This is a genomic window from Marinobacter persicus (genome assembly GCF_900114155.1).
Taxonomy (GTDB): domain Bacteria; phylum Pseudomonadota; class Gammaproteobacteria; order Pseudomonadales; family Oleiphilaceae; genus Marinobacter; species Marinobacter persicus.
This window is the reverse complement of sequence record NZ_FOSC01000008.1, coordinates 137,044-161,896: the sequence shown is the minus strand read 5'-3', so window position 1 is coordinate 161,896 and position 24,853 is coordinate 137,044. Positions and strand designations below refer to the sequence as shown.

Below are 24,853 nucleotides of genomic sequence, written 5' to 3'. Positions count from 1 at the left end.
TTTAACGCCTTTCCGCTTTGGAGCTATTGACCTTTAGTGGATGATTTTGGAGTTGATCAAGTTCAGCCGGGTTTTCCGTCGGCCCGTGGGCGTGCCAGAACGCCGGTATAGCGCACCAGGAACAGCCCGTAGGCCAATACCCACAACAGGGTGCTGGTACCAATACCCGGGTGCCAGGGAATCATGTTCAGGGCTGTGATGACACGAATCACAGCTGCCAGCTGTATGGCCACAAATGCCAGCACCATGCCTTTGGGCAGAACCAGGGGACGGCCGGTATGCCCCAGTGAGACCCGGGCTATCACACCCAGGATGAGGCAGCCGATGGCACCGGTGCCCGCAGCGTGACTCCAGGCGTTGGACGGCCAGTCAGCCAGTAGCGTGCCGGCCAACAGCAGCAGTGCAACCGGCACCCAGAGAATGGAGAGATGCAGGATCCAGAGCAGGGGTTCACGGCGGGCCAGCCAGCCTTTCCAGTTGTAAAGACGCACCAGCATCAGCCCGGCGGCAATTACCGCAACCACGGCAGCCAAGGTATGCCAGCCAGCCAGCAATGTGACCAGCAGGGCGATCATTGAAAACAGTGCAGCCATGTCCAACTGCGGAATCATTTTCACCGTCGAGCCGTCAGGACTGTTCCGGTTAAGCCAGCCGTTCGTGAAAGCCGGGGTGATGCGACCGCCGACAATGCTGATCAGCGCCATGGCCATGACCAGCGCGCCATAGCTGAAGATCATTTCCAGCCGGGTAACAAAACCGATCTGCATGGCCCACAGCAGGCCCAGAACGACCAGGATCATCAGCTGACGCTTCTGCCGCGCCTTGACCACTCGCCAGCCGGCGTCAATCATCACCAGCGGCAGGAATGCCAGGTTTACGCCCTGAACCAGCCAGTCCGGCAGGCCAGCGCCCATAAGTAAAAGCAAACGGCCAGCCAGCCAGACACCCCAGAGCAAAACCAGAGGCCAGCCATGGGTGCGTTCGGTGCCGGTCCAGACGCACACTGCCGTCAGCAGAAAGCCGGCAATGGCTGCGGACAGGAAACCAAACAGCATTTCATGCTGGTGCCAGAACAGACCCGGCATGGCCAGAGGCAGGCTGAAGGCACCGGATACTTCCAACACCCAGAGTGGGATGGTCGCCAGGGTCAGCACTGTCATGGACAGGAAGAAAATCCGGAAGGGGTAGGCGAACAACTGGCCAACGCTGGCGCTGGTCTGTTCGGCGGTAGCGGTATGAGCCGGCATCGGGATCTCCCTTATACATGCATTTAAGTTGTATGTTAAATGTGAAGCCGGACGATCACCATACCTGCTTGGGGGTATTTTGCGTACAATGCCCGACTTAACCAGACTTTGACCGGGAGCCTCTATGAGCGCCTATGTGATTCTCAAGCATCTGCACATGACCACCGCCTACCTGACCATCAGCCTGTTCGCCCTGCGGCTGCTGCTGGACATGGTGGGTAAACCGGGCTGGCGGCAAACACCATTGCGCTGGATTCCCCACGCCAACGACACCGTTTTGCTGGTCACGGCGATCTCATTGCTGTTTGTTGCCGGCTACATCTCGGCCATGCCGGGCTGGATAATCGCCAAAATTCTGTTGCTGGTGGGTTATATTGTCGCAGGCACCTTTGCGATCAAGCCGGCATTCGGCAAACCGGTTCGTATTGCCGGCGCTGTTCTGGCGCTGGTTCAGGTTAGCGCCATTCTCCATCTGGCCATGGCCAAGCCGGTCTTCGGTTAACGGAGCAGAGGCGGGTTAGTCCCGCTTCTCACCCACCTGCCTGCTGAGCTCCTGCAGCTGTTCCTGTACAGCGCGGAGCTGGCGGGCGATTTCATCCCGCTCGTCGTGAGCCTGTTTGGCTTCTTTGGCATTTTGCTCCTCGCTCATCACCTCCAGAATGGCCCCGATCATCATGTTCAGGAACACGAACGCCGTCAGGAAAATGAACGTGAGGTAGTAAAGCCAACTGAGGGGATACACTTCGAGGGTGTCGTACATGACATCGGTCCAATCCTCGAACGTGGCAATGCGGAACAGCGTGAGCATGGAAATGGCCACATCGCCCCACAGGTATTCATCCACTTTGGCGAAAAACATGGAGCCCATGGCCGCATAAATGTAGAAGATGATGAACATCAGCAGGGCAATGTAGCCCATGCGAGGAATGGCCTTGAGCAGCGAATTGATTAGAAATCGCAGCTCCGGTACTACAGAGACCAGACGAAGGACCCGAAATACCCGCAACAAGCGCCCCAGCAAAACCGCCTCGGAATTGTCCAGGGGGATCAGGCTGCCGATCACGACAATGGTGTCGAACACGTTCCAGCCATCCATGAAGAAGCGTTTTTTGTTGGGGCAGGCAACGAAGCGAAACAGGATTTCTGCCAGGAAAAATACAGTAATGGCGGTATCCAGTACGCGCAGGGACCGCTCCACAAACGCCGGTAATTCGTAGGTCTTGGCGCCGATGGTAAGGGCCGACAGGATAATGATGGCAATCACCGCGCCCTGGAACAATTTGCTGGACTCAATACGTTTGAGTTGGTCAAAACTGGTGGCAGGACTCATATCCACAGACATGCACAGGCTCCGGGGTTGATTCAGAGCCGGCAATTCTACGGGTATGGTAAGGCTCAGGGTAGTTTTCTAGAGGTAATAGGCATGGAATTTGTGGAACGCTGGTCGGGTGTGCTGGGTGGTCTGGCCGCCTTGCTGGTTTTGCTGCTGGTCTGGCAGGTTTTCTCCGAAGGGGAGGATCTGGAAGCCCGCGACAGTCGCGGTCGCACACCTTTGATTATCGCTGCCGAAGAAGGCGACGGCGACCGGGTGCGAGACCTGGTGGGCAAGGGCGCGCGGGTGGATGCCGGTGATGATTGTGACTGGACCGCGATGATGCGGGCGGCGTCTCGCGGGCACACCGATATTCTTTCCTACTTGCTGGATCAGGGCGCAGACATCAACCACCAGGAGAAAACCGGTTATACGGCCTTGATGGGGGCGGTCATCAGTAACCGGCCGCAGGCTATTGAACTGCTTCTGGCGCGGGATGCCGACCCCAATCTTCAGGAAACTGAAAAGGGGCAAACGGCATTGATGATGGCGGTGCGCAACCGTACGCCGGAGCTGGTAAGCCTGCTGCTTGAGGCTGGCGCTGATCCCGAGATCAGGAACGATGAAGGCCAGAGTACCAAAGATCTGGCCTTGCAGCTGAGTGCCGGGAAAGAGGGCGTGGGCAGCGATATCCGGCAGATGCTCGGCTGCGAGCCGGAAAGCGCAGACAAAAACTGAGTTTCCCAGGGTTGCTTCAATTGTCGCTTTGTTACAGGCCGGCCCAGAAACTCCGGTTCAGGCCGTATGCGGCAGAACGCCGACATAAATGGCGGCGAAATGGCAGGCGCTGCCGCCAATCACGAACAGATGCCAGATGGCATGCATATAGGGAATGCGGTCAGCCAGGTAAAAGGCCACGCCCAGGGTATAGACCACGCCGCCGGCAATGGTCAGATACAGGGCTGTTTCACTGATGTTGGCAGCAAGGTCCGAGGCGGCAAAGATGATCAGCCAGCCCATGGCGATGTAGATGCCGACCCGGGCCAGCTTGAAGCGGTGTTTGAAGGCGATCTTGAGCGCCACGCCGGCCAGAGCCAGTGACCAGACAACCGCAAACAGCGTCCAGCCGGTGGTGCCGCGCAGATTCACCAGAACAAGAGGGGTGTAGGTGCCGGCAATCAGAAAGAAAATGGCGCAGTGATCGAGCGTTTTGAAGACCGCTCGCCATTTCGGATTACGGGAACCGTGATACAGGGCCGAGGCCAGGTAAAGCAGGGCCAGGGAGGCGCCAAACACGGCAAAGCTGACAATCTTCCAGACATCCCCTTGCCGGCTGGCGCCAATGATGAGGGCAATCGTGCCGACAATGCTGAGCACCGCGCCGATGCTGTGGGTCGCGCTGTTGATCCATTCTTCAATGCGATGATGGATGGAATCGGTCATGGTTGGCGTTGCTGATGTCATAGTGCCCGTTTGTGCCGTTGCCTGGCGTTTTCGATGTTCGCCAGTGCGCGGCAATAAAATAATAAGGTCTTTCAGCGTACAGGTGTACCGTGATTTTGGCTACGGTTGTTTGTAGCTTCATCAGAAAAACTGAATGACCTGTCGGAAAACTTCCGTTTTCCTCTCTGTCACCATGCCGTTAGGCTAACAGCCATTCATGACGGAATTCAGACAAAGGAGATCGCAAGATGGCAAAAGTTCTGGTGCTTTACTACTCGATGTACGGTCATATCGAGACCATGGCCAACACCGTCGCTGAAGGCGCCCGCAGTGTTGAAGGTGCGGATGTGGTTATCAAGCGCGTACCGGAGACCATGGCCGACCAGGCGTTTCTGGATGCCGGCGGCAAGACCGACCAGCAGGCGCCGGTAGCCGATCCGAAAGAACTGGCGGATTACGATGCCATTATCTTCGGTACGCCCACCCGTTTCGGCAACATGGCCGGACAGATGCGTACCTTCCTGGACCAGACAGGCGGTCTGTGGGCTGAAGGCAAGCTGCACGGGAAAATCGGCAGTGTGTTCACCTCCACCGGTACCGGTGGCGGCCAGGAGCACACCATCAGCTCGTTCTGGACCACCCTGGCCCACCACGGCATGGTGCTGGTGCCGCTGGGTTACGGCATTCCGGAGTTTTTCGATATTTCTGAAGTGAACGGTGGCACACCCTACGGTGCCTCCACCATTGCCGGCGGGGACGGGTCGCGTCAGCCCAGCGAAAAGGAAACCGCCATTGCCCGTTTCCAGGGCAAGCACGTAGCCGAATTGGCGGTGAAGCTGCACGGCTGATTGTTGGCAGTCACTGACGTGTTAACTCAGGTTTGAAGCGGCAGGGTAAAACCTGCCGCTTTTTTTGTTGCAACCGCTTGTTAACGGTGTCCGGTTTTCAGGCGTGAAAACGTTGCCGGTACCACGCCCAGCCAGGAGGCCAACTGGTTGTCTGGCACCCGGCGAACCAGCTCCGGGTATTCCTCCAGCAGGATTTGATACCGTTGCGTTGCGGGCATGGTTTGTTTGCGATACTCCCGCATGCTGGTCAATTCTGCGATTTCTTCCGTCAGCACCAGGGCAAATTTCTGCCACCGACCATCGCCGTGGTTCTGGATGGCTGCGCGGAACGCACTGAAATCCGCTACCCACAGTTTTGCCGGCAGGGAGCTGGTGAGGCAAAGGGTGTTACGCACGGTTCGGCTGCGACCAAACACCGGCCATACCAGGTCTCCTTCAGAAAAGAAGTGGTGCACGGCAACCTTGCCAGTGGGAGACTCCCGGAACAGGCGCAGCACACCGGATTCGATCAAATAAACGTTGGTCCATGGCGAGTCATGCTTTTCCAGCGATGTTTCGGCATCGACCTGATGCGGGTGAAAAAGCCGGGCCAGGTCGCCGAGGAAGCAGGCGTCCGGGCCGTCCTGCTTGCCATTCAGGGAAATGCCAAAAGCCCTGCTGAGTCCATTCAGCAAGGCGATATCGGTGGTCGGTGACGTTTCTGGCGGGCGGAACCTGCTGTTCATCGATTGACCCCGGTTGTGTTGATGTGGGTCAATCATACTACCACAATAAGATTTATTTAAAATAAATGTTTATTGTGGGGTCAGTGGCTGGTGCCTTCCTCATAATTGATCTTGTTCCAGACATTGTATTTGCCGGAAGGCTTGTTCATGGGAATGCGCTTTTCCTCCTCCAGCGTGTCTGCGTCGTACACGATAATGGCACCGTCATCATCCCAGATGCTCAGCAACAGTTTCTCGCCGTGGCGGTCGAATTCCACGTGGGCCGCGACCTTGCCTGGCTCCGGCTGCAGGGTTTTGACGATTTCCAGGGTTTGTTTGTCGATGATATGCACCTTGTCGGCGTTCGGGCCGAAAAAGACATCTGCCCATGCGTAGCGGGAGTTCTCGTGGCTGCGCATGAAGAAGCCCGGGCCGTCGGTTTTCAGAGTTTTGATCACTTCCCAGGTGTCCATGTCGATGATGGAAATGGCACCGGCACGGAAGTGTGGCGTGGCCATGACCCGCCGGCCCTCGTATTCCCAGGTAATGCCTGACCCAAGGTGGGGCATGCCGGGCAGGGGCAGTTCGGCGACGGTCTCGCCGGAATCCAGGCTCATGACGATACCATGCTTGCCATCCCGGGCGGCGCCGATCAGATGGTCATAGCCGGGATCAAAGAAAAAGTCGTCCAGCAGGGTGTCGGATTTCATCCTCCGGACCCGGGCCTGTTCGTCCTCCACGGTGATTTCCCAGGCTTCCGGAATGTCTTTCAGGGCAGCGATAAAGCTGTCCCGGGGCGGTGCGGTATACACGGCGCTGACCCGTGAGCTGTCGCCCGCGTCGTTTTCCACCGGGATGAAATCGAGCATTTCCAGGTTGTCGGCATCAAAAAGCACCAGGGTGTGGGGCAGGTAGTTGGCGGCCATCACGTACTGGCCATCGGCCGAGACGGCAATGTTGCGCATGTTGATGCCGGCACGTACCTCGGCCACCACTTCCAGGTTGTAGATGTCGTATTTGGTGATCCAGCCGTCCCGGGAGCCAAAATACACATAGCGGCCTTCCGGGCCGTATTTCGGGCCACCGTGCAGGGCGAAGCGGCTGGGGAAGCGATGGATGGGCTCCATTTTGTCGCCGTCCAGCAGGGTGACGTGGTGATCACCGATTTCCACCACCAGGAACAGGTTCATCAGGTCGTCCACCTCGAACACCGGTTCGTCCGGCAGCGAGCCGTGCGGGTGATTGACGATGCGGCTGTCGCGGATTTCCCTCTCGCCCCAGGTCAGCTCGTGGCTGGGGGGCTGGTAGATGTAGTCGGTCAGGTTGGCTATTTGCTGGTCGTTGAGGGTGTTCTCGTACCCGAGCATCTGGGTGGCGGGCCTCCCTTCACGGATTACTTTTTCCGCTTCGGATTTTTTCAGGCGCCCGAGGTTCTCCGGCAGCAGGGCGGGGCCCATGCCGCCGAGCCGGTCCGGGCCGTGGCAGGCGGCGCATTGCTGCAGGTACAGGTTGTGGGTGTCGTTCTGGTTATTGTCCTGCGCCATCAGTGGGCCGGACAGTGCGGCACTGGCCAGCACGGTGGCGGCCAGCTTGTGGAAAGAGAGTCTGAATGTCACCAGCAACTGCTCCCGGTTAACAATAATGGATGAATCAGGCCGGCCGGCGGCCAGCGTGGGCGGCAGCTGGGCCGGCCAGTGCGCTGTTCCAGCCGGCCTGGGCAGGGCGCGCGAGTTTTTCCGCCAGTTGCACCACTTCGCCGACAATAATCAGGGTTGGCGGCTGGAAATCTTCCCGGTCGATGGTTTCAACCAGATCGTCCAGGGTGGTCACGGTCATGTGTTGCAATGGCGTGGTGCCACGTTCCACCAGCGCTACCGGGCATTTGGCGGAAACGCCGTGGGCGGTCAGTTCTTTTACGATGGTGGGCGCGTTATGCAGGCCCATGTAGAACACCCGGGTCTGGCCAGGGGCGGCGAGGGTCTGCCAGTTCAGCTCCAGGCTCTGGTCGCCCTTGCGGTGGCCGGTGACGAAGGTCACGCTCTGGGAGTAGTCCCGGTGAGTCAGCGGGATGCCGCAGTAGGAGGCGCAGCCAGCGGCGGAGGTAATACCTGGCACGACCTGGAAATCGATGTCGTTTTCCACCAGGAATTCGGCCTCTTCGCCGCCCCGGCCAAAGATGTACGGGTCACCGCCTTTCAGCCGCACTACCCGGCGCTGGCGGGTGGCCAGTTGCACCAGCAGTTCGTTGGTTTCTTCCTGGGGCACATAGTGGCAGCCGCTGGCCTTGCCCACGTGTATGCGTTCGGCGCCGGGGTTCACCAGTTCCATGATCTGGGGCGAGACCAGGCGGTCGTACACCACCGCGTCGGCCTGCTGAATCAGCATCAGGGCGCGCAGGGTCAGCAGGCCCGGGTCGCCGGGGCCGGCACCAACGATGGCTACTTCACCGGGGCGCAGGGGCTGTTCGGCCAGCTGGAACTCCACCAGACATTTTTTCCGTGTGTTGGTATTCATGGTGTGGTTCCTTACAGGTTGTGAACCGGAATTTCGACGGCACCCGCCGCCACCCGCCGTGGCATGTCGTCCATCACGCCGATTTCCTCGTTGGTGAGGTAGCAGCCGGGGTCTTCTTCCCAGAAATCCCGGGAAATGTTGTAGGCCCGCACCCGGGTGTTGCCGTTACAGATGGGCAGGTATTTACACTCGGCGCATCGGCCCTTGACCGGTCGCGGATGCTGACGGAAGCCCTGCATCAGCGGGTCGGTGGTTTCGGACCAGATTTTCGAGAACGGTGTTTCCCGCACGTTGCCCAGGTTGTAGTCCCACCAGAAGGTATCCGGATGCACCACGCCCAGGTTGTCGATATTGGAGATGTTCACGCCGGAGGAATTACCGCCCCAGTTGAGCAGACGCTGCTCCAGAGCCGGTACCTGGTCGGGATAGTATTCTTTCGCCCATTCGATCAGGAAAGGGCCGTCCGCGTCGTTGTTGCCGGTGACGTATTCCCGCTCAATGCCTCGTTTCAGTTCGTCGTGGCAGTGATTGAACAGCAGGGTCATGGCTTCGCGGGTCATGTCGTACCAGGCATCCCGCTTTTTGTTCCGGCCGCCGCGCCCGGAGTAGTTAAGGTGCGAGAGGTAGAACTTGTCGATGTCGTGTTCATCGAGCATTTCCAGCATGGCCGGCAGTTCCGGGTAGTTGTCCTGGGTCAGGGTGAAGCGCAGGCCCACTTTGATGCCGGCCTGCTTGCACAGGGCCACGGCGTGCATGGATTCCTTGAACGCGCCTTTTTTCTGCCGGAATTCGTCGTGGGTGGCTTCCAGGCCGTCGATGCTGATGCCCACGTAGTCATAGCCAACGGCGGCGATCTTGTCGATGTTGTCTTCGGTGATCAGGGTGCCATTGGTGGACAGGCCAACATAAAAGCCCATTTCCTTGGCGCGGTGGGAGATCTCGAAAATGTCCGGGCGCATCAGCGGCTCGCCGCCGGACAGGATCAGCACCGGCACGCCATAGGCCTTGAGGTCGTCCATTACGGTGTAGACTTCGTCGGTGCTCAGCTCGCCCTTGAAATCCACATCGGCGGAAATGGAATAGCAGTGTTTGCAGGTGAGGTTGCAGCGCCGGATCAGGTTCCAGATCACCACCGGGCCGCTGGGCCCGGGCATCGGGCGCACCGGTGCCGGGTTCATCAGGCTTTTGATGTAGCGGGTCATGCGAAACATAGTGTATCTCTCTCATCAGGAGTGGCTTTTGCCTCTCCGGGCGGGCCTTTATCGGCTCTCTGCCCTTAAGCAGCCTTTTGATTAACTATCCCCCCTGGTGCCTTGCCAATCCATACCTTTGATGGAGTATATCGGGGGTACTTTTCTGTCTGTTTCCGTGCTGCTGGCTAGTTTTTATCTGTCTGTTTTCTAAGCCGTAACCCGGTTTTTTTCAGAATCGCCGAGCTGTACAGAATGGTGTGGCCGGAGCAGGCCTCGCCCAGCACGTCGGCAATCTTTCCGGCCTTGTTTTCCACTTCGTCCCGGCTGGTGCCGTGCACCATGGCGAACAGGTTGTAGCTCCAGTAGGGCAGGTGGCGCGGGCGCCGGTAGCAGTGGCTGACAAACGGCAGTTCGCCCACCCGTTCGCCCAGCTCGGCAATGGCGTCGTCCGCCACGTCCCACACGGTCATGCCGTTGAATTGGTAACCCAGCCGGTAGTGATTGGGTACGGCAGCGACCCGGCGAATCACGCCGCTCTCTTGCATGGCCTGGAAGCGCTCAAGTACCTGGTCAGCGCTCATGTTCAGCTGCTCACCCAGCTCGCCCCAGGGATCTGGCACCAGGGGCAGGCCGTTCTGCGTGGCCAGAATCAGCGCCCGGTCCTGTTCACTGAGCGTGGCAGGCTCAGACTTCGAAATGGAGGTGGACATGAAATTCCTGCTCCTTGGGCATGTTGTAGACCGGGTAGCCGGTCAGCTGCTCGATGCGCTCGATGGTCTCGCTGATGCCTTCCGGGGTTTCGGTGGCCAGCACGAACCACATGTTCAGTTCGTGTTCCCGGCGGTAGTTGTGGGCGACTTCCTCGAAGCTGTTGACCTGTTCGGTGACGGTGTCGAAATGTTCGGGAGGAATGCGCATGGCGGCCAGGGTCAGCCCGCCGCCCATTTCACCGGCGTGGAACATGGGGCCAAAGCGGGTCAGCGTGCCGTCGGCCAGCATGGCTTTCAGGTGGTCCAGCAATTCCTGCTCGCCAATACCCAGTTCGCTGGCCACATCCCGGTAAGGGGTGGCGGTCAGGGGCAGGCCGTGTTGCAGGCGGTTGATGATGGCTTTTTCGGTGTCGCTGAAGGCCGGAACGGTGGCCCCTGGTTCCGGCTTTTTGCGGCGTTCAGCCGTGACTGACATAGCGTCCTCCCCGCTGTAGATAGGCTTTGGTACTGAACAGCACTGCGTGGGGAATATCGGTGAGTTGATGGTCTTTGATCAGGGTGTCGAGTTGAGCCAGAACCCGGTCGCGACTGACCCCGTGAATCATGCAGAACAGGTTGTAGGGCCAGTCTGGCAGTTGCCGCGGGCGCTGGTAGCACAGGGTGATGAACGGTATGGATGCCATGGTCTTCCCTAGCTGTGATACCTGTTCATCCGGCACATCCCATACCACCATGGCGTTGGCGTTGTAGCCCAGGGTGCGGTGCTTGACCACCAGCCCCAGGCGTTTAATCAGCCCCTGTTGTTGCCACTGCTCGATGGCAGCCATGACCTGCTGCTCGGTCAGGCCGGTGTTTTCCGCCAGAGTCTGGTAGGGCCGGGGTGTTAACGGCAGGCCGTTTTCGAGTTGCTGGCGCAAACGTAACAAACCCCATGCGCTGATGGAGTCTGTGTTGAATAGAAAGGGTTTGGGCACATGCCCTTTGTGGCTCTGCGGCATGCTCATGAAAGCGCCTCCCAGTCGATTTGGAAACCGAGGTCGATGTGGTAACCCTCAATCATGGGAAGCCGGAGCATGGGCAAGCCCAGTTGTTGTTCCAGCTCGTCAAGGCGGCCTTTGAGTGTGCGTTCATCCGCTGCGGTCATCACGAACCAGAGGTTGTATCGGTGCTCCCGGGCGTAGTTGTGATTCACGCCGGGTGCCAGGTTAATCCGGGCTGCCGCCGCGTCCATTTGCTCGGGCGAGGCAGCCACGGCAGCCAGCAGGCTGGCGCCTGCCTGGCTGTGTTCAAAAACCGGACCGACCCGGCTGAGAACCTTTTGCTCCTTCAGGGCAGCCAGACGCCGGATAACCTCGTTTTCGGTCAGACCCAGGTTCTGGGCCATGGCCTGGTAAGGTCGTTCACACACCGGCAAGCCCCGTTGGTAGCTGTCGATGAGTGCCTTGTCTGCTGCATCCAGTTGCATGGGGTTCTCCTCCGGGCCGGTGGCCGATCAGTACACGTCGTGCTGGGTGTTGTAAGTGTTGAACTTACCGGTCGGGGTGACCATGTAGTCGCCCTTCAGCACCTTCTTCAGCTCGCGTGTTTCATCGTCGACCACAACAATGGCGGAGTTCTTGTCCTGGGTGTTCCAGACAGAGAACCAGACTTCATCGCCCGCCTTGTTGTATTCCGGCTGTACCACCCGCTTGGGGCCTTCGCCCAGGTCTGCCCATTCAGCAATCGGCAGCACTTCGTAGCCGGCATCAAAATCATTGATGTCGAATACCGCGATGCTCTGGCTGATAGCTTCGTTCGGGTTCAGTGCGGTGTCGACCCACAGGTTGTCGGATTCAGGATGGGTCTTCACGAACAGTGAACCACCGCCCTGGCCTTCAACCGTGCGCACCACTTTCCAGGCCTTGTCCGGATGGCCTTCCGGGTCGGTACCGATCATCTGGATGGTGTTGTCACCCAGGTGAGAGGTTGCCCATACCGGACCATGCTCGGGGTCAATGAAGTTGGCGCCACGACCCGGGTGAGGGATCTTGCCAACGTCTACCATGGCTTCCAGGTTACGGTCCTGAGCGTCAACAACGGCAATCTTGTTGGAGTTGTTGGCGGCGGTCAGGAAGTAACGCATGCTCGCATCCCAGCCGCCATCGTGCAGATAGCGGGCGGCATCAATGGTGGTGATGCTCATGTTGTCCAGGTCTTCGTAATTGACCAGCTTGATCTTGCCGGTTTCCTTCACGTTGACGATGAACTCAGGGTGCGCATGGGAGGCCACGATGGCAGCAACACGCGGCTCAGGATGGTATTCCTGCGGGTCTACCGTCATACCACGGGTGCCGACTACCTTCTTCGGCTCCAGGGTCTGGCCATCCATGATTACGAACTGCGGCGGCCAGTAGGTGCCGGCAATGGCCAGCTTGTCTTCCCAGCCCTTGTACTTGGAGGTTTCGACAGAACGCGCTTCCATGCCCACCTTGATCTTGGCCACGGTCTGCGGTTCTTCCGGCCACAGGTCGATCATGTTGATCAGTGCGTCACGGCCGATCACCATCACGTAACGGCCGGAGGCGGACATCCGGGAGATGTGTACTGCGTAACCGGTGTCGATGATTTTCACAACTTCCTTGGAATCGCCGTCGATCAGCGCGATCTGGCCGGCGTCACGCAGGGTGACACTGAAGATGTTCTCCAGGTTCAGGTCGTTCATCTGCTTGGTCGGACGATCTTCCGGCGGCACGATCACTTCCCAGGTTTCCTTCATGTCAGCCAGGCTGAATTCCGGCGGCTGGGGCGGCTCGTGCATGATGTACTTGGCCATCAGTTCCACGGTTTCTTCGTCGAAGTCACCGGAGGTCAGCCAGTTCGGCATACCAGCCGGAGAGCCGTAACTGATAAAGGCTTTCAGGTAATCAATGCCACGCTCCTGGGTAATGTCCGGAGTCAGTGGCTTACCAGTGGCGCCTTTACGCAGTACACCGTGGCAGCCGGCGCAGCGTTCGAAGTAGATCTGCTTGGCTTTTTCAAACTCGGCTTCGGTCAGGTCCGGTGCGCCGGGTGTGCGCACGGACTTGGCTGAGGATGGGTCAACGGTACTGGGCGTACCTTCATAGGCAACGGAAGATTTATCCGCATCTTTCGGGGCGGCCTGGGCGGTCATTACGCCAATAGACGCAAAAGCCACAGCCATGGCCAGGGGCTTGATCATCATTTTAGTTACTCTCATCAGGTTCTCTCCTTGGGGAATCAAGAGCACTCCTAGAGTTCTCTTGTTAGGGATTCTGAACATTGATTAATGTCATATATTTACGACTTTTCAAGCGAGTACCCCTCCATGGGTATATCGAAAGAACACTGGATACCCCTGAATTATTTAAGCAATATCAATGTTCAGGATGTACTGTGGTTACAGCAGCGTAGCCGGTGGTCGGGAGACGGAAAATGAAGGCTCGGTGTGAATCAGTTGGCCCGCTTGTCGGGTTTGTGTTGGCGGTGTGGTTGACGCCGGCGGCTTCGATGGCTGAACTCAACGTGGATGAAGCCGAACTGGAGAATTTTGTCATCCAGGATTGCGGTTCCTGCCATGGACTGACCATGCGCGGCGGCCTGGGGCCGCCCCTGCGTCCGGAAGATCTGGAGCAACTGCCGGCGGAGGCCATTGCGGCCATTATCCGCGAGGGTGTGGATGGCACCGCCATGCCGCCCTGGAAAGCGTTGCTGAGCGATGACGAAATGTTGTGGATCGGCCGGCAGCTGAAGTCCGGCGCGCTGGTTGCCGATGACTGATGACCGGCACACCGAATGCCAAGCCAGGAGAAATTGCCCATGAAACGTTTATTGTTGCCCTTGGCCATTGCCACCACGTTGCTTGCCGGCTGTCAGTCCACGCAGACTCCGGAGCCTGACCAGCTCCGTGGTACCGGTGATCTTGGCCTGATTATCGAGCGGGCAACCGGGTCGGTGCTGGTGGTGGATCATTCCGAATACGAGATTCTCGACCGGGTGGAAGGCCTGGGCGATCTGTCCCACGCCTCGGTGGTTTATTCCCGGGACGCCCGCTACGGCTATGTATTCGGCCGTGATGGCGGCTTGACCAAGGTGGACCTGCTTACAGGCACCATCGACGAGCGGGTGATCCAGTCCGGTAACAGTATTGGTGGCGCCATTTCCCAGGACGGAGAGTATGTGGCGGTGTCCAATTATGAGCCGGGTGGGGTGAACGTGTTTGACAGCGACACCCTGGAAACCGTCGCGGAAATTCCAGCGACCTATGTCAATGAGGAAGGTAAACAGGACCAGTCCAAAACCGTGGGGCTGGTGGATGCGCCGGGCAACCGGTTTGTGTTCTCCCTGTTCGAAGCCGGTGAAATCTGGACGGTGGATATGCTCACCACCCCGCCGGATGTTAGCCGCCATGATGCCGGCGAGGAGCCCTACGATGCCCTGATCACTCCCGATGGCCGTTACTACATTGCCGGGCTTTTCGGTGAAGACGGATTATCAATGATGGATTTGTGGAATCCCGGGCAAGGCGTGCAAACCATCCTTCCGGATTACGGTAAAGGTGAGCAGCGTTTACCGGTATACAAAATGCCGCACCTTGAAGGCTGGGCAATTGCCGACGGTAACGCCTTTGTGCCGGCGGTGGGTCGCCACGAGGTGCTGGTGGCGGACATGGCGGACTGGAGCATGGTGGAGCGCATTCCGGTACAGGGCCAGCCGGTCTTTGTCATGGCCAGCCCGGACAACCGTCAGATCTGGGTGAGCTTCGCCCATCCGAAGAACAATGTGGTGCAGGTGATTGATTCGCAGACCCGGGAAATCATTCGCACGCTCGAGCCGGGCAAGTCTGTGCTGCACATGGAGTTCACTCCACGCGGTGAGGAAGTCTGGGTGTCGTCCCGGGACAGCGACCGGATTACCGTTTACAGCACCCGGACCCTGGAGGAAGTAGCACGCCTGCCGGCCCGGAAACCATCGGGCATTTTCTTCACCAACCGGGCCCATGCGCTGGGTTTGTAGTGTGAAACGCCCCTGGTTGCCAGTGGTACTGGCTGTGCTGGCGACAGCGGGTCCGGTTCGGGCCGAGCCGGTGTTCCGGCTGCACATCGAGACGGATGCCCGGTCCACCACTGTCGCCGCCAACCGCTTGCAGTCGTGGCTGGAGCGGGCAGGTTGCCAGGTGGAGCTGAATTTTAATGAAGATGCCGGGAGCGATCTGGCCTTCCGGTTGGACAGCGAAGGGGAAAGACCGGTTCTGGCCGCCGTGAACCGTGATGGCCGATACCCCGTGCCCGTGTGGGTGACCCGCAAAACCGCCGGCGTTCGGTCAATCGCCGAGCTGGCGGGCCGGGATGTCTCTCTGGTGGACAGCGAAGACGCCCTGGGCCGGGATTTGCCCTTGCAGGCGCTTTCCCGACACGGTGTTCACCCGACCCCGGGGCAGCGGTATGAAGCGGGGGATTTCAGCTCGGCTTTGGGGCTTTTGTTGCACAACAATACCCATGCGGCGGCCTCCGAACTTGGCCTGGTTCGCCCTATGCTGGAAAGTCAGGGACTGGCCATCACCTGGCAGGGCGAGCCGGTGCCCGGAGCCGGCTGGTATCGCCCGGCAACAGCCAATAACAATCCTCTGGCCAAACACTGTACTGATGCGCTGCTAAGTTTGCGGCGCGACCATGACCGACAGATTTTCCGGATTTTCCCGGAGTGGGTGTACCGCTTTGCGGCCCCTGAATCCATTGCAGAAAAGGAAACCCGTCCATGAGCTTTTACCAGCCCGTTGGCAATGAAGTGGAACTGTTCACCGCCGCCGCCGAGAACGGCCTGCCGGTACTGATCAAGGGGCCGACCGGCTGCGGCAAAACGCGGTTCGTCCGGCACATGGCGGAAAGACTGGACCGGCCGGTTTATACCGTGGCCTGTCACGACGACCTGACCGCCTCCGATCTAGTCGGCCGTCACCTGATCGGCCCGGATGGCACCTACTGGCAGGATGGCCCGCTCACCCGCGCCGTGCGCGAAGGTGGTATCTGCTATCTGGATGAGGTGGTGGAAGCCCGCAAGGACACCACGGTGGTATTGCACCCGCTGGCCGATGACCGCCGCGAGCTGCCCATCGAACGCACCGGCGAACTGTTGCAGGCCGCTCCCGGCTTCATGCTGGTGGTGTCTTACAACCCCGGTTATCAAAGCCTGCTCAAAGGCATGAAGCCCAGCACCCGGCAGCGTTTTGTTTCCATGAGTTTCGACTACCCGGAACCGGACGTGGAACTGGGCATCGTTCAGCAGGAGGCGGGCTGTGACGAGGACCTGGCAAAACAGTTGGTTGGTCTGGCGGCCTCCCTGCGCAACCTGAAAGACCACGATCTGGAAGAAGCAGCATCTACCCGTCTGCTGATTCACACCGCACATTTGATCCGCTCCGGTATGCCGCCAGTGGCCGCCTGTCGGGCGGCCATGATCGAACCCTTGTCGGACGATGTCGTGACCGTTAATGCCCTGATGGAGGTGGTGTATGCCGTATTCGGTCAATCCCAAGACTGAAACCGCCGGGGCTTACGTCCCGGTTGTCTGGTACCTGTTGAACCTGCTGGCTTTGCCAATCATTGGTTTTGTGGTGCTGTTGATGATTTCCATGAACGCTCGCCCGGAGCAGGTGGTTCGCCGGGCTCATGCCAAAGCCGGTGTTTATATGTCCATTCTGGGGGCGATACTGATTGGCTCTGGTGTAGGCATTGCCTGGCTCCTTCTGGGCAATACCGGTAACTTCTGGACCTGGGCCATTGTCTGGGCGATTGTTCTGCACACCTCGTTCGTGCTCTGGGGCATGATTGCTCTGGCGCAGGCGATTGGTGGGAAGCCGCCTTATTTTCCGAAAAGCCTGATGTAACTGAAAAGCCCGGTGCGTCAGGGTGGGGGAGGCCTTTCCAAAACTGTGCGGAGCCATGGATGGCGGAGCTCAAGCAACACAGGGACGTGCCGCAAGGAGCGTGTTTTGGAAAGGCCTCCCCCATCCTGGCGCTTGCTCCGTTACTGTCTGCGAACGGTTTTGGGCCCGAGACGAAAGCCGCCTAACCGACCGCGTGAATCCCCGCCAACACGGTAACGACGACCACTGCCCATCCTTGTGTAGCCAGCCTCCAGCCGGCCGGCGCATGCTTCATTTCCATGAAATGGTCCACCAGTAACAGCGCCTTCACCAGCACCAGTGCAAACACCAGCCAGATCAACACCGAGGCATCGGCGCCTGCCTGCATGGCGATAACCGGGGTCATGGTGCACACCATCAAGGCTATATAAACCGCAATCATTGTTGCTTCTCCTTAGGCCAGAACGTAAAGCATGGGAAACAGCACCAGCCAGACCAGGTCCACCATGTGCCAGTAGGAGGCGCCGGACTCCATGCCGTTCATGTCGTCGCCGTTGTAGTCGCCTTTTTTCACCTTAACCGCCAGAACCACCAGGATGATCTGGCCCAGCACCACGTGCATGAAGTGGAAGAAGGTGAGGAAGAAATAGAACATGAAGAAGGTGTCGGTACCCAGATTGTAGCCGTTGGCGTACAGGTTGGCGTATTCCCACAATTTGCCGAAGGTGTAGATGGCGGATGCGGCAATGGCACCCCAGAGCAGGAGTGCGGTGCCGGTTCTGCGTTCTCGTAACCGGTGTACGGACAACGCCACCAGGTAGCTGGCGGTGATCAGGCCGATGGTGTTGATCAGCCCGGTCCAGGGGTGCAGGGCCGCCCGGCCGGCGGAGAAGGTGTCCGGGTCCAGGCTGCGGGCGACGCCGAAACCGATGAACAGAATGCCGAATACCGCCAGTTCCGCGAAGATGAAGAACCAGACGGCGATGTCGCCGGGCAGGTGTTTGCGGGTGGCTTCGCCGGTGTGCGCCATGGCGTGCTCCTATCGGGTCAGGTTCAGGTACAACTTGGGCAGCTGGGCGGGCAGTTGCGTGGGGTCCTTGATCACCACGTAGTTGCTGCTGCCGAACACATAGGGAAGGTATTCGTTCGCTTCTTCGTCGATGGTCACGCAGAACGGCGTCAGCCCTGCCCGATGGGCTTCCTGCACGGCCATACGGGTGTCTTCGACACCGTAGCGGCCTTCGTACAGATCCAGGTCGTTGGGTTTGCCGTCGGTCAGCAGCAGGAGGATTTTCTGGTGCTCCGGCCGGGTTTGCAGCAATTTGATCGACTGGCGGATGGCCGCCCCCATGCGGGTGTAGTAGCCCGGTTCCAGCGCTTCAATGCGGCCCCGGCTGGTGTCGTTGTAGGGCTCGTCAAAGCTTTTGATGTGATGGAAGCGCACATGGTCGCGCCGCCGGGACGAAAAGGCGAACAGGGCGAATGGGTCGCGGCTGGCGGTCAGGGCTTCGCTGAGCAGGGTCAGGCCATCGCGGGCAATGTCGATCACCCGTTGGTGGTTGTTGATGTAGGTGTCGGTGGACAGGGAGATGTCTGCCAGCACCAGGCAGGCCAGGTCCCGCTGGTTCTGTTTGCACTGGCGGAACAGTTTCTGATCCATCTCGCCAATGCCCCGCTTGTGCTGAACGGCCCGTTCCAGGCAGGCATCCAGGTCCAGCTCTTCGCCGTCCAGCTGGCGGCGTTCCCACTGGCGCAGCGGCTTCAGGGCACTGAACTGCCGGCGCAGGGACTGGGCCGGACGTTTCAGGCGTTCCGGCAGGGGCGTGGCCACCGATTCTTTGCTCAACAGAGGTTGCAGGCAGCAGAATTTCTCCCGATAGCCTTGCCGGCGCCAGTCCCATTCGGGCAGGTGAATACCTGGGCCAAGATGCAGGTCGTCGTTTTCTTCCGAGGGCAGGTCGAGGTCGAACTTGATGGCCGAGGAAGCTTCGCGCCGGTCTTGCGACACGGAGATCATGTCCATGTCGTCCGCCACCGCATCGGCGTCGTCTTCCTCGCTGTCGTCACCGGCCCGGTCAACCGGAATGAATTCAGACCAGGAAAACAGGTTTTCCAGACGGAACAGCATCAGGCCCTGGTCTTTGTCGAAGGCATCCACCCGCTCGGCACGGCGGCGCTTGCGCTTTTTGGCCAGGCCGCCGGGTTTGGAGCTGGTGTTGTCATCGCCGATCACCTGGCCATTGAGCTTGCCACGCCCGAGCACCGGGTACAGCCACAGCACGACTGGCCAGGGGTCGGTCAGGGCTTCCGGCAGGTCGGTCACGCTGCCCGGGTGGATCAGTGCCTGGCGGATGGCCTGCTCGCGCCGGGCCTCTTCGCCCGACAGGCTTTCGGGCTTTGGCCGCCATTGCAGGGTGTGTTTGACCAGGCGCTGGTACATCGGCTCCAGGCCCGGCCATTGGGCCAGCACATCCTGAACCATGGCCTGGTTGCCTTCCAGCCAGTTATGGATCTGGATTTCACCCCGGGAAGCCAGGGCCGCCAGCCAAAGATAGAGGTCCCGGTTTACCTTGCGGGACGGGAACAACGCCAGCCGGTCCGGCAGGCGCAGGCTTTCTTCGTCACGCCAGGCCAGCTCGAACTTGCGGTGGGTGCCGGCCAGTTTCTGCAGAAACTTCCGGCGAATCTGGAAGTGACGGGGCTCGGCGGTGACCAGACTCAGGGCCGGGTCACCACCCATGGCGCGGAACAGCACGCCCAGGGTGCGGGCTTCGTCTTTCAGGTGCACGGCGTATTCAGGGAACTCGCCCATGGCCTGGCGGGTGACGTAATCGTGCCATTTCAGTCCGACCCATTCTTCCATTTTTATTCCTCCTTCAGGTGCGTTGCTGGCGCGGGCTGGTGTCCAGCTGGCGCACCGGAATCAAGACGGTTTGCTTGCCCGGTTCACCCGGCTCCCAGGTGAGCAGGGAGCCGTCCGGGTTGTCTTTCTGCACTTCACGGCAGGCGCTCACGCACTGCAGGCACTGGGTGCAGGAAAATTTCGCTCGCTTGTGGCTGCGGGTGGGCAGACGCATGGGGCAGGCGGCATCGCAGGCCTTGGTGCAATCACGGCAGGCGGCTGCGCGTTTGGCGTCGAAGGTCACCACGCGGCTACGGCCGTTGGTCATCCAGGCAATGCTCTGCACCAGACCGAAGGCGCAGCCGTATTTGCAGAACAGATGCCGGGCAAACAGGAAATCAAAGGTAAACACGGCGGTGGCTACGGCCAGGAAAATGGCCGGGTACAGGCCGATCTGGCCGGTAAACAGGTCAATATACAGGGGCATGGGCGGCAGCAGGTACGACAAAAGCGCCAGTGCCCAGGAAAAGCCGATGAGTCCGCACACCAGAATCAGCCCGGCCCAGTGAATGGCCTTGCCGGTATGGCCTTTTTTCAATGCCTCCCAGAGGGTGGGGCGGCCGGTAATGCGGGTCATCAGGTCGTTGATGGTTTCGACCACGGAAAAATGCGGGCACAGCCAACCGCAATACAGGCGCCCCCATTTAAAGGAAATCCAGAGAACAATCGGCACCAGCACCAGAATGGGCATCACAAACCAGAACAGGATCTGGCCGGCAACCTCGGTGGGGGTGCTGTGGGCGACCCAGTCCAGGTTCAGGTTGAACGACAGCGGGAAGCCGAAAAGAATGAACCGTGTTTCGGTCAGGTCGTAACGGAAAATATTGAGCACAGGCGCGAGCAGAAACAGCAGGAAAAAAGCGCTGCGGGTGATCAGGCGCTTCTGCTGAAGAGTGTCCTTCCGGTTGTTAATGTCTTTCGGATTGACGGTTTGCGCATGCACGGAATTGGTCCAGGGTTAAATTGAGTAACGAGCGAATGCCGGAGACGAATGCCGAAGAAGAGCGCCAGGGCCCGAAGGCCCCGGCGGTTCAGCCTGTTCAGGCGTCCTGGGTGGGTGTGCCGCGCACTTCCTCATCCGGGGCAGCCTGGCCCTTGACGAAGAAACTGCCCAGATACACCACCAGACCGGCCATGAAGAAGGCCCCGGCGACGAATCGCATCCAGTAGAACAGGGCGAGCTGGTCCTGGCCCGCCATGAACGACAGGGCGGAGCCGCTTTCGGGAATCCGCTGCAGCCATACCTGCAGGACGCCGGCGGCGGTCAGGAACAGGGTGATAAACACCATGGAGATGGTCATCAGCCAGAAACCCCACATTTCCACAATCTGCGCCGTATTGCTGTTGCCATACGGACGGCCACGCATGATCGGCACCGCGTAGGAAATGATGGTCAGTACGATCATCACGTAGGCGCCGTAGAACGCCATGTGGCCGTGAGCCGCGGTGATCTGGCTGCCGTGGGTGTAGTAGTTCACCGGAGCCAGGGTATGCAGGAAGCCCCATACGCCGGCACCCAGGAAGGCCATCACGGTGGTGCCCATGGCCCATAGCATGGCGGCCTTGTTCGGGTGGTTACGGCGGCGACGGTTGATCATGTTGAAGGCGAACACCACCATCATGAAGAACGGCAGGGGTTCCAGCGCGGAGAACACGGAGCCCAGCCACAGCCAGTACTCGGGCGGCCCGATCCAGAAGAAGTGGTGGCCGGTACCGATGATGCCGGTAATCAGCGCCATGGCGATAATGACGTACAGCCACTTCTCGATCACCTCGCGGTCAACACCGGTCAGCTTGATCAGCACATAGGCCAGGATGGCGCCCATGATCAGTTCCCACACACCTTCAACCCACAGGTGCACCACGAACCACCAGAAATACTTGTCGGTGGCCAGGTTGCTGGGGTTGTAGAAGGAGAACAGCCACAATACCGCCAGACCAAACAGGCCGGTCATCAGCACGATGTTGACCACTGTCTTGCGGCCTTTCAGGGCGGTCATGCCAATGTTGTACAGGAAGGCGACCACCACCACGGCAATACCGATCTTGGTGATCGTGGGTTGTTCAAGGAACTCCCGTCCCATGGTGGGCAACAGCTTGTTCAGCGTGACATCCGCCAGGGTGGCGTAGTCGACGAACAGGTAGCCCAGAATGGTCAGAGTGCCGGCAGCGGCAAAAACCCAGAACAGAATCCATGCCAGTAGCGGGCTGTGCAGCTCGGTCTGGGCCTCTTCCGGTACCAGGTAGTAGGTTGCACCCATAAAGCCGAACAGCAACCAGACAATCAGCAGATTGGTATGCACCATCCGCGCGACGTTGAACGGAATTTCCGGAAACAGGAAATCACCGACAACGTATTGGAGACCCAGAATCAGGCCGAACACAATCTGGCCGGCAAACAGAATCAGGGCGAAGACAAAGTAGGGCATGGCGACCCTTTGAGATTCGTATTTCATATCTGTTCCCTCAGCCTTCGATGTTGGGTGGCCAGTCGTTGTCGTCGATCTTCGATGTCCACTCCAGGAAAGCAGACAGATCATCGATTTCCTGGTCGGTCAGGTTGAAGTCCGGCATCTGCCGGCGGCCCGGAATGTTGGTGGGCATCGAGTTCATCCAGGCCCGCATGTAGGACTTGAAGACTTCTGTGTCGCCACCGCCACGGCGGTCAAACACGTTAGCCAGTTCCGGCGCGAAATACGCACCTTCACCCATGATGGAGTGACAACCCACGCAGTTGTTGTTCTCCCAGAGGTGTTTACCACGAACCACCTCTTCGGTGAGTTCGTTGCGGTTGTCCCGCTCGGGCATGGCCCGTAGTTGTGTGTCAAAAGTCAGAGCCAGGAACAGCAGGACGAAGAAGGCACTTCCCCCCAGATATATGTTCCTGGCCATGCTTTTGGTAAAGCGCTCGGCCATAGGTCTCTCTCCTTGGTTTTTGGAATACCTGACTGCCACACTAGGATATAAACATGCATTAGAAATGCTATTGATGATTATCAAAGAGAAACCGGCATTTCACCATTGCGCCGGGGAGTTACCTCCAGGGGGGTAGGTGCTAGACTTCCATTTTTTCGTATCTGACCTGCTGATTCCGGAGACCCTATGGCTGCCGCCCTGGCGTTGTTGATCAAATTGCTTCCCTTGTACGTCACGGTGGTACTCGGTTGGGTGGCCGGCCGCTTCCTGCAGGCCAGTGGCAAGCACATTGCCGGCATCATGCTGTACATCGTCACCCCGTCGGTGGTGTTCTCTGGCGTTATGGCCGCCCCCCTGAGCACAGAAGTCATCTTGCTGCCGGTGCTGGTGTTCGGTTTGTGCTCTGTCATGGCCCTGACCCATCTGGCCATCGCCCGGCGCTGGCTGTCGGATGGCAGCGCGGCGGTGATTCCGCTGTCGGTGGGTACCGGCAACACCGGCTATTTCGGCATTCCGGTGGCTTTGCTGTTGTTCGGGGAAGAGGGGTTGGCGCTGTATATCGTCTGCATGCTTGGCACCACACTGTTCGAAAACTCCCTGGGCTTTTACCTGGCGGCCCGGGGGAAATACAGTATTCGTGATGCCTTGAAACGGGTGGCGAGACTGCCGTCGGTTTACGCCTTTCTGCTGGCGGTGGTGTTGAACCTCTCGGGCGCGGGTATTCCCGAGACCTTTGTGCCGCTGTTCGACAACCTGCGCGGTGCCTACAGTGTTCTGGGTATGATGATCATCGGCATGGGTATCCTCAGCTTTCGCGGGCTGGCGGGCAACCCCGTGTTCACCGGCCTGGCGTTCTTCGGCAAATTTGTCTCCTGGCCGCTGCTGGCACTGGCTTTCTGGTGGGTGGATGCCAACTGGCTGGGGATCTACGACACCGCCGTTTACCAGGCGATTTTCCTGATCTCCATTACCCCGATCGCCGCCAATACCGTGGTCATTGCCACACTGCTGGACGCCTCGCCCCGGCAGGCGGCGGGGACGACGCTTCTTAGTACGTTGTTTGCCCTGGGATTTATACCGGTGATGATTGCACTGGTGTTTTGACGATTCCGAAGTTAGTCAGTGGGCGGGTAGGGCTTCCCAAAACTGTGCGGAGCCAGGGATGGCGGAGCTCAAGCGACACAAGGATGTGCCGCAAGGAGCGTGTTTTGGGAAGCCCTACCCGCCCACTGACGAGAGGGCAACCACTTAACTCTTCAGAGCCAGAATCCGCCGCGCCCCGTTCAGGACAATCAGCCCCACCACGGTGCCGATAATCAGATCCGGGTAGTTGGAACCGGTCACCGCCACCAGCCCGCCGGCCAGGATGATTCCGAGATTGATGATCACATCATTGGCGGAAAAAATGTAACTGGCCTTCATGTGAGCGCCACCCTTACGGTGTGCGGAAATCAGGTACAGGCAGATGCTGTTGGCAATCAGAGCGACAACCGCCATAGCGATCATCAGCGTGGATTGCGGTTCACTGCCGAACCAGAACCGCCGGCCTACTTCCAGCAACACGCCAAGAGCCAGAATCAACTGCAACACACCGGCCACATGGGCCGCCCGCACCTGCATCTTCACGCTGTGGCCCACGGCGTAGGTCGCCAGGCCATACACGGCGGCATCGGCGAACATGTCCATGGAATCGGCAATCAGGCCGGTGGACTGGGCGAGGATGCCGATGGCCAGTTCGATCACGAACATGGCCGCGTTAATCGCCAGAAGGATTTTCAGGGTGCCGGCCTCTCTGGCCGGATCAATGGCGCTGTTTCGGGCATTTTGGAGGGCTTCAGCGCTGGCCTGTTCCGTGCTCTCCAGCACGGTGCCGAGATTCAGCGGCTGCAGCTTGTCGGTAATAACGCCGGCGTCACCGTCGTGCATAACCGTCAACTCGCGTTGCTGCAGATCAAACGACAGCGCTTTCACGGCGTCTATACCGTCCAGCGCCATGCGAATCATTCGCTCTTCGGATGGGCAATCCATTTTCGGAATGCGGTAGCGGGTCTGCCATTCAGCGGAGGCGGTTTCCGTCAGACCGTTTCTGGGTTCCGGCTCGTTCCGGCTGCTGATGCAGCCGCAGCTGTTTTTGCAGGTGTCGGCCATGGGGCACTCCATTAAATGCATTTGTCACTATTGGAAAACCTTTTAGTAACAATA

28 protein-coding genes are annotated in these 24,853 nt (G+C 59.1%); 9 read left to right on the top strand and 19 right to left on the bottom strand.

What is annotated here, in order from left to right; genetic code table 11:
- Positions 1 to 62: 62 nt before the first annotated feature.
- Entirely contained in the window at positions 63 to 1,247 is a 1,185-nt protein-coding gene (locus BMZ63_RS10395; RefSeq protein WP_091705286.1) for an NnrS family protein, read from the bottom strand.
- A gap of 124 nt (positions 1,248 to 1,371) precedes the next feature.
- Here BMZ63_RS10395 and BMZ63_RS10390 point away from each other — a divergent pair, with 124 nt between their 5' ends.
- Positions 1,372 to 1,749 carry a SirB2 family protein gene (locus BMZ63_RS10390; RefSeq protein ID WP_091705284.1) on the top strand — a complete coding sequence of 126 codons (378 nt, stop codon included), beginning with the start codon at positions 1,372 to 1,374 and terminating at the stop codon, positions 1,747 to 1,749.
- Positions 1,750 to 1,764: 15 nt separating this feature from the next.
- On the opposite strand, the gene BMZ63_RS10385 is transcribed toward BMZ63_RS10390, so the two are convergent.
- Complete coding sequence (locus tag BMZ63_RS10385) at positions 1,765 to 2,589, bottom strand: ion transporter (protein WP_091705282.1); 825 nt, start codon at positions 2,587 to 2,589, stop codon at positions 1,765 to 1,767.
- An 81-nt stretch (positions 2,590 to 2,670) separates the two neighbouring features.
- Here BMZ63_RS10385 and BMZ63_RS10380 point away from each other — a divergent pair, with 81 nt between their 5' ends.
- Entirely contained in the window at positions 2,671 to 3,297 is a 627-nt protein-coding gene (locus BMZ63_RS10380) for an ankyrin repeat domain-containing protein (RefSeq protein ID WP_091705279.1), read from the top strand.
- A 57-nt stretch (positions 3,298 to 3,354) separates the two neighbouring features.
- On the opposite strand, the gene trhA is transcribed toward BMZ63_RS10380, so the two are convergent.
- Positions 3,355 to 4,002, bottom strand: a complete 648-nt coding sequence (gene trhA / locus BMZ63_RS10375; RefSeq protein ID WP_227663619.1) for a PAQR family membrane homeostasis protein TrhA — start codon at positions 4,000 to 4,002, stop codon at positions 3,355 to 3,357.
- Between the two features lie 248 nt (positions 4,003 to 4,250).
- Between trhA and wrbA the strand changes: the two genes are divergently transcribed.
- On the top strand, positions 4,251 to 4,850 hold the full coding sequence (gene wrbA, locus BMZ63_RS10370; RefSeq protein ID WP_091705274.1) for an NAD(P)H:quinone oxidoreductase: 600 nt from the start codon (positions 4,251 to 4,253) through the stop codon (positions 4,848 to 4,850).
- An 80-nt stretch (positions 4,851 to 4,930) separates the two neighbouring features.
- On the opposite strand, the gene BMZ63_RS10365 is transcribed toward wrbA, so the two are convergent.
- The 9 genes from BMZ63_RS10365 to BMZ63_RS10325 form a co-directional block, all read right to left on the bottom strand.
- Positions 4,931 to 5,575, bottom strand: a complete 645-nt coding sequence (locus BMZ63_RS10365; RefSeq protein WP_091705272.1) for a Crp/Fnr family transcriptional regulator — start codon at positions 5,573 to 5,575, stop codon at positions 4,931 to 4,933.
- Between the two features lie 80 nt (positions 5,576 to 5,655).
- On the bottom strand, positions 5,656 to 7,098 hold the full coding sequence (locus BMZ63_RS10360) for a cytochrome D1 domain-containing protein (RefSeq protein WP_091705359.1): 1,443 nt from the start codon (positions 7,096 to 7,098) through the stop codon (positions 5,656 to 5,658).
- Positions 7,099 to 7,204: 106 nt separating this feature from the next.
- Complete coding sequence (gene cobA, locus BMZ63_RS10355) at positions 7,205 to 8,068, bottom strand: uroporphyrinogen-III C-methyltransferase (RefSeq protein WP_091705270.1); 864 nt, start codon at positions 8,066 to 8,068, stop codon at positions 7,205 to 7,207.
- A gap of 11 nt (positions 8,069 to 8,079) precedes the next feature.
- Positions 8,080 to 9,279, bottom strand: coding sequence for a heme d1 biosynthesis radical SAM protein NirJ (gene nirJ, locus BMZ63_RS10350; protein ID WP_091705267.1), 1,200 nt, complete (start codon positions 9,277 to 9,279; stop codon positions 8,080 to 8,082).
- A gap of 167 nt (positions 9,280 to 9,446) precedes the next feature.
- Positions 9,447 to 9,971, bottom strand: a complete 525-nt coding sequence (ahbB, locus tag BMZ63_RS10345) for a siroheme decarboxylase subunit beta (protein ID WP_091705264.1) — start codon at positions 9,969 to 9,971, stop codon at positions 9,447 to 9,449.
- Complete coding sequence (locus tag BMZ63_RS10340; protein ID WP_091705261.1) at positions 9,946 to 10,446, bottom strand: Lrp/AsnC family transcriptional regulator; 501 nt, start codon at positions 10,444 to 10,446, stop codon at positions 9,946 to 9,948. The genes ahbB (BMZ63_RS10345) and BMZ63_RS10340 overlap by 26 nt, the downstream gene beginning before the upstream one ends.
- The gene (gene ahbB, locus BMZ63_RS10335) at positions 10,430 to 10,975 is read right to left on the bottom strand and encodes a siroheme decarboxylase subunit beta (RefSeq protein WP_227663621.1); all 546 of its coding nucleotides are present in this window, start codon (positions 10,973 to 10,975) and stop codon (positions 10,430 to 10,432) included. Before ahbB (BMZ63_RS10335) ends, BMZ63_RS10340 begins: the two co-directional genes overlap by 17 nt.
- Entirely contained in the window at positions 10,972 to 11,436 is a 465-nt protein-coding gene (locus tag BMZ63_RS10330; RefSeq protein ID WP_091705258.1) for an Lrp/AsnC family transcriptional regulator, read from the bottom strand. Before BMZ63_RS10330 ends, ahbB (BMZ63_RS10335) begins: the two co-directional genes overlap by 4 nt.
- Before the next feature lie 27 nt (positions 11,437 to 11,463).
- Positions 11,464 to 13,188, bottom strand: coding sequence for a nitrite reductase (locus tag BMZ63_RS10325; RefSeq protein WP_091705256.1), 1,725 nt, complete (start codon positions 13,186 to 13,188; stop codon positions 11,464 to 11,466).
- A 290-nt stretch (positions 13,189 to 13,478) separates the two neighbouring features.
- Here BMZ63_RS10325 and BMZ63_RS10320 point away from each other — a divergent pair, with 290 nt between their 5' ends.
- From BMZ63_RS10320 to BMZ63_RS10300, 5 genes are read left to right on the top strand one after another with little or no spacing between them, the layout of a single operon-like run.
- On the top strand, positions 13,479 to 13,748 hold the full coding sequence (locus BMZ63_RS10320) for a c-type cytochrome (RefSeq protein WP_177187065.1): 270 nt from the start codon (positions 13,479 to 13,481) through the stop codon (positions 13,746 to 13,748).
- Between the two features lie 39 nt (positions 13,749 to 13,787).
- Entirely contained in the window at positions 13,788 to 14,984 is a 1,197-nt protein-coding gene (locus BMZ63_RS10315) for a cytochrome D1 domain-containing protein (RefSeq protein WP_091705251.1), read from the top strand.
- Between the two features lies 1 nt (position 14,985).
- A complete protein-coding gene (locus BMZ63_RS10310) occupies positions 14,986 to 15,729 on the top strand; it encodes a PhnD/SsuA/transferrin family substrate-binding protein (protein ID WP_227663622.1) in 744 nt (247 codons plus the stop codon).
- A complete protein-coding gene (locus tag BMZ63_RS10305) occupies positions 15,726 to 16,508 on the top strand; it encodes a CbbQ/NirQ/NorQ/GpvN family protein (RefSeq protein WP_091705247.1) in 783 nt (260 codons plus the stop codon). Before BMZ63_RS10310 ends, BMZ63_RS10305 begins: the two co-directional genes overlap by 4 nt.
- On the top strand, positions 16,480 to 16,854 hold the full coding sequence (locus tag BMZ63_RS10300) for a hypothetical protein (protein WP_091705245.1): 375 nt from the start codon (positions 16,480 to 16,482) through the stop codon (positions 16,852 to 16,854). Before BMZ63_RS10305 ends, BMZ63_RS10300 begins: the two co-directional genes overlap by 29 nt.
- A gap of 181 nt (positions 16,855 to 17,035) precedes the next feature.
- Here BMZ63_RS10300 and BMZ63_RS10295 read toward each other — a convergent pair whose 3' ends face one another.
- The 6 genes from BMZ63_RS10295 to BMZ63_RS10270 all read right to left on the bottom strand — a co-directional run bounded on the left by BMZ63_RS10295 (position 17,036) and on the right by BMZ63_RS10270 (position 22,651).
- Positions 17,036 to 17,275 carry a cytochrome C oxidase subunit IV family protein gene (locus BMZ63_RS10295; RefSeq protein ID WP_091705242.1) on the bottom strand — a complete coding sequence of 80 codons (240 nt, stop codon included), beginning with the start codon at positions 17,273 to 17,275 and terminating at the stop codon, positions 17,036 to 17,038.
- Positions 17,276 to 17,287: 12 nt separating this feature from the next.
- Positions 17,288 to 17,863 carry a cytochrome c oxidase subunit 3 gene (locus tag BMZ63_RS10290; protein ID WP_091705240.1) on the bottom strand — a complete coding sequence of 192 codons (576 nt, stop codon included), beginning with the start codon at positions 17,861 to 17,863 and terminating at the stop codon, positions 17,288 to 17,290.
- A gap of 9 nt (positions 17,864 to 17,872) precedes the next feature.
- On the bottom strand, positions 17,873 to 19,696 hold the full coding sequence (locus BMZ63_RS10285) for a nitric oxide reductase activation protein NorD (protein WP_091705237.1): 1,824 nt from the start codon (positions 19,694 to 19,696) through the stop codon (positions 17,873 to 17,875).
- A 13-nt stretch (positions 19,697 to 19,709) separates the two neighbouring features.
- The gene (locus tag BMZ63_RS10280; protein WP_091705234.1) at positions 19,710 to 20,678 is read right to left on the bottom strand and encodes a 4Fe-4S binding protein; all 969 of its coding nucleotides are present in this window, start codon (positions 20,676 to 20,678) and stop codon (positions 19,710 to 19,712) included.
- Between the two features lie 97 nt (positions 20,679 to 20,775).
- Complete coding sequence (locus tag BMZ63_RS10275; protein ID WP_091705231.1) at positions 20,776 to 22,191, bottom strand: cbb3-type cytochrome c oxidase subunit I; 1,416 nt, start codon at positions 22,189 to 22,191, stop codon at positions 20,776 to 20,778.
- A gap of 10 nt (positions 22,192 to 22,201) precedes the next feature.
- Positions 22,202 to 22,651: a c-type cytochrome gene (locus BMZ63_RS10270; protein WP_091705228.1), complete on the bottom strand. Its 450-nt coding sequence runs from the start codon at positions 22,649 to 22,651 to the stop codon at positions 22,202 to 22,204.
- A 186-nt stretch (positions 22,652 to 22,837) separates the two neighbouring features.
- Here BMZ63_RS10270 and BMZ63_RS10265 point away from each other — a divergent pair, with 186 nt between their 5' ends.
- Positions 22,838 to 23,755 carry an AEC family transporter gene (locus tag BMZ63_RS10265; RefSeq protein ID WP_091705225.1) on the top strand — a complete coding sequence of 306 codons (918 nt, stop codon included), beginning with the start codon at positions 22,838 to 22,840 and terminating at the stop codon, positions 23,753 to 23,755.
- A gap of 144 nt (positions 23,756 to 23,899) precedes the next feature.
- On the opposite strand, the gene BMZ63_RS10260 is transcribed toward BMZ63_RS10265, so the two are convergent.
- The gene (locus BMZ63_RS10260; RefSeq protein ID WP_091705221.1) at positions 23,900 to 24,799 is read right to left on the bottom strand and encodes a cation efflux transmembrane domain-containing protein; all 900 of its coding nucleotides are present in this window, start codon (positions 24,797 to 24,799) and stop codon (positions 23,900 to 23,902) included.
- Positions 24,800 to 24,853 lie beyond the last annotated feature (54 nt).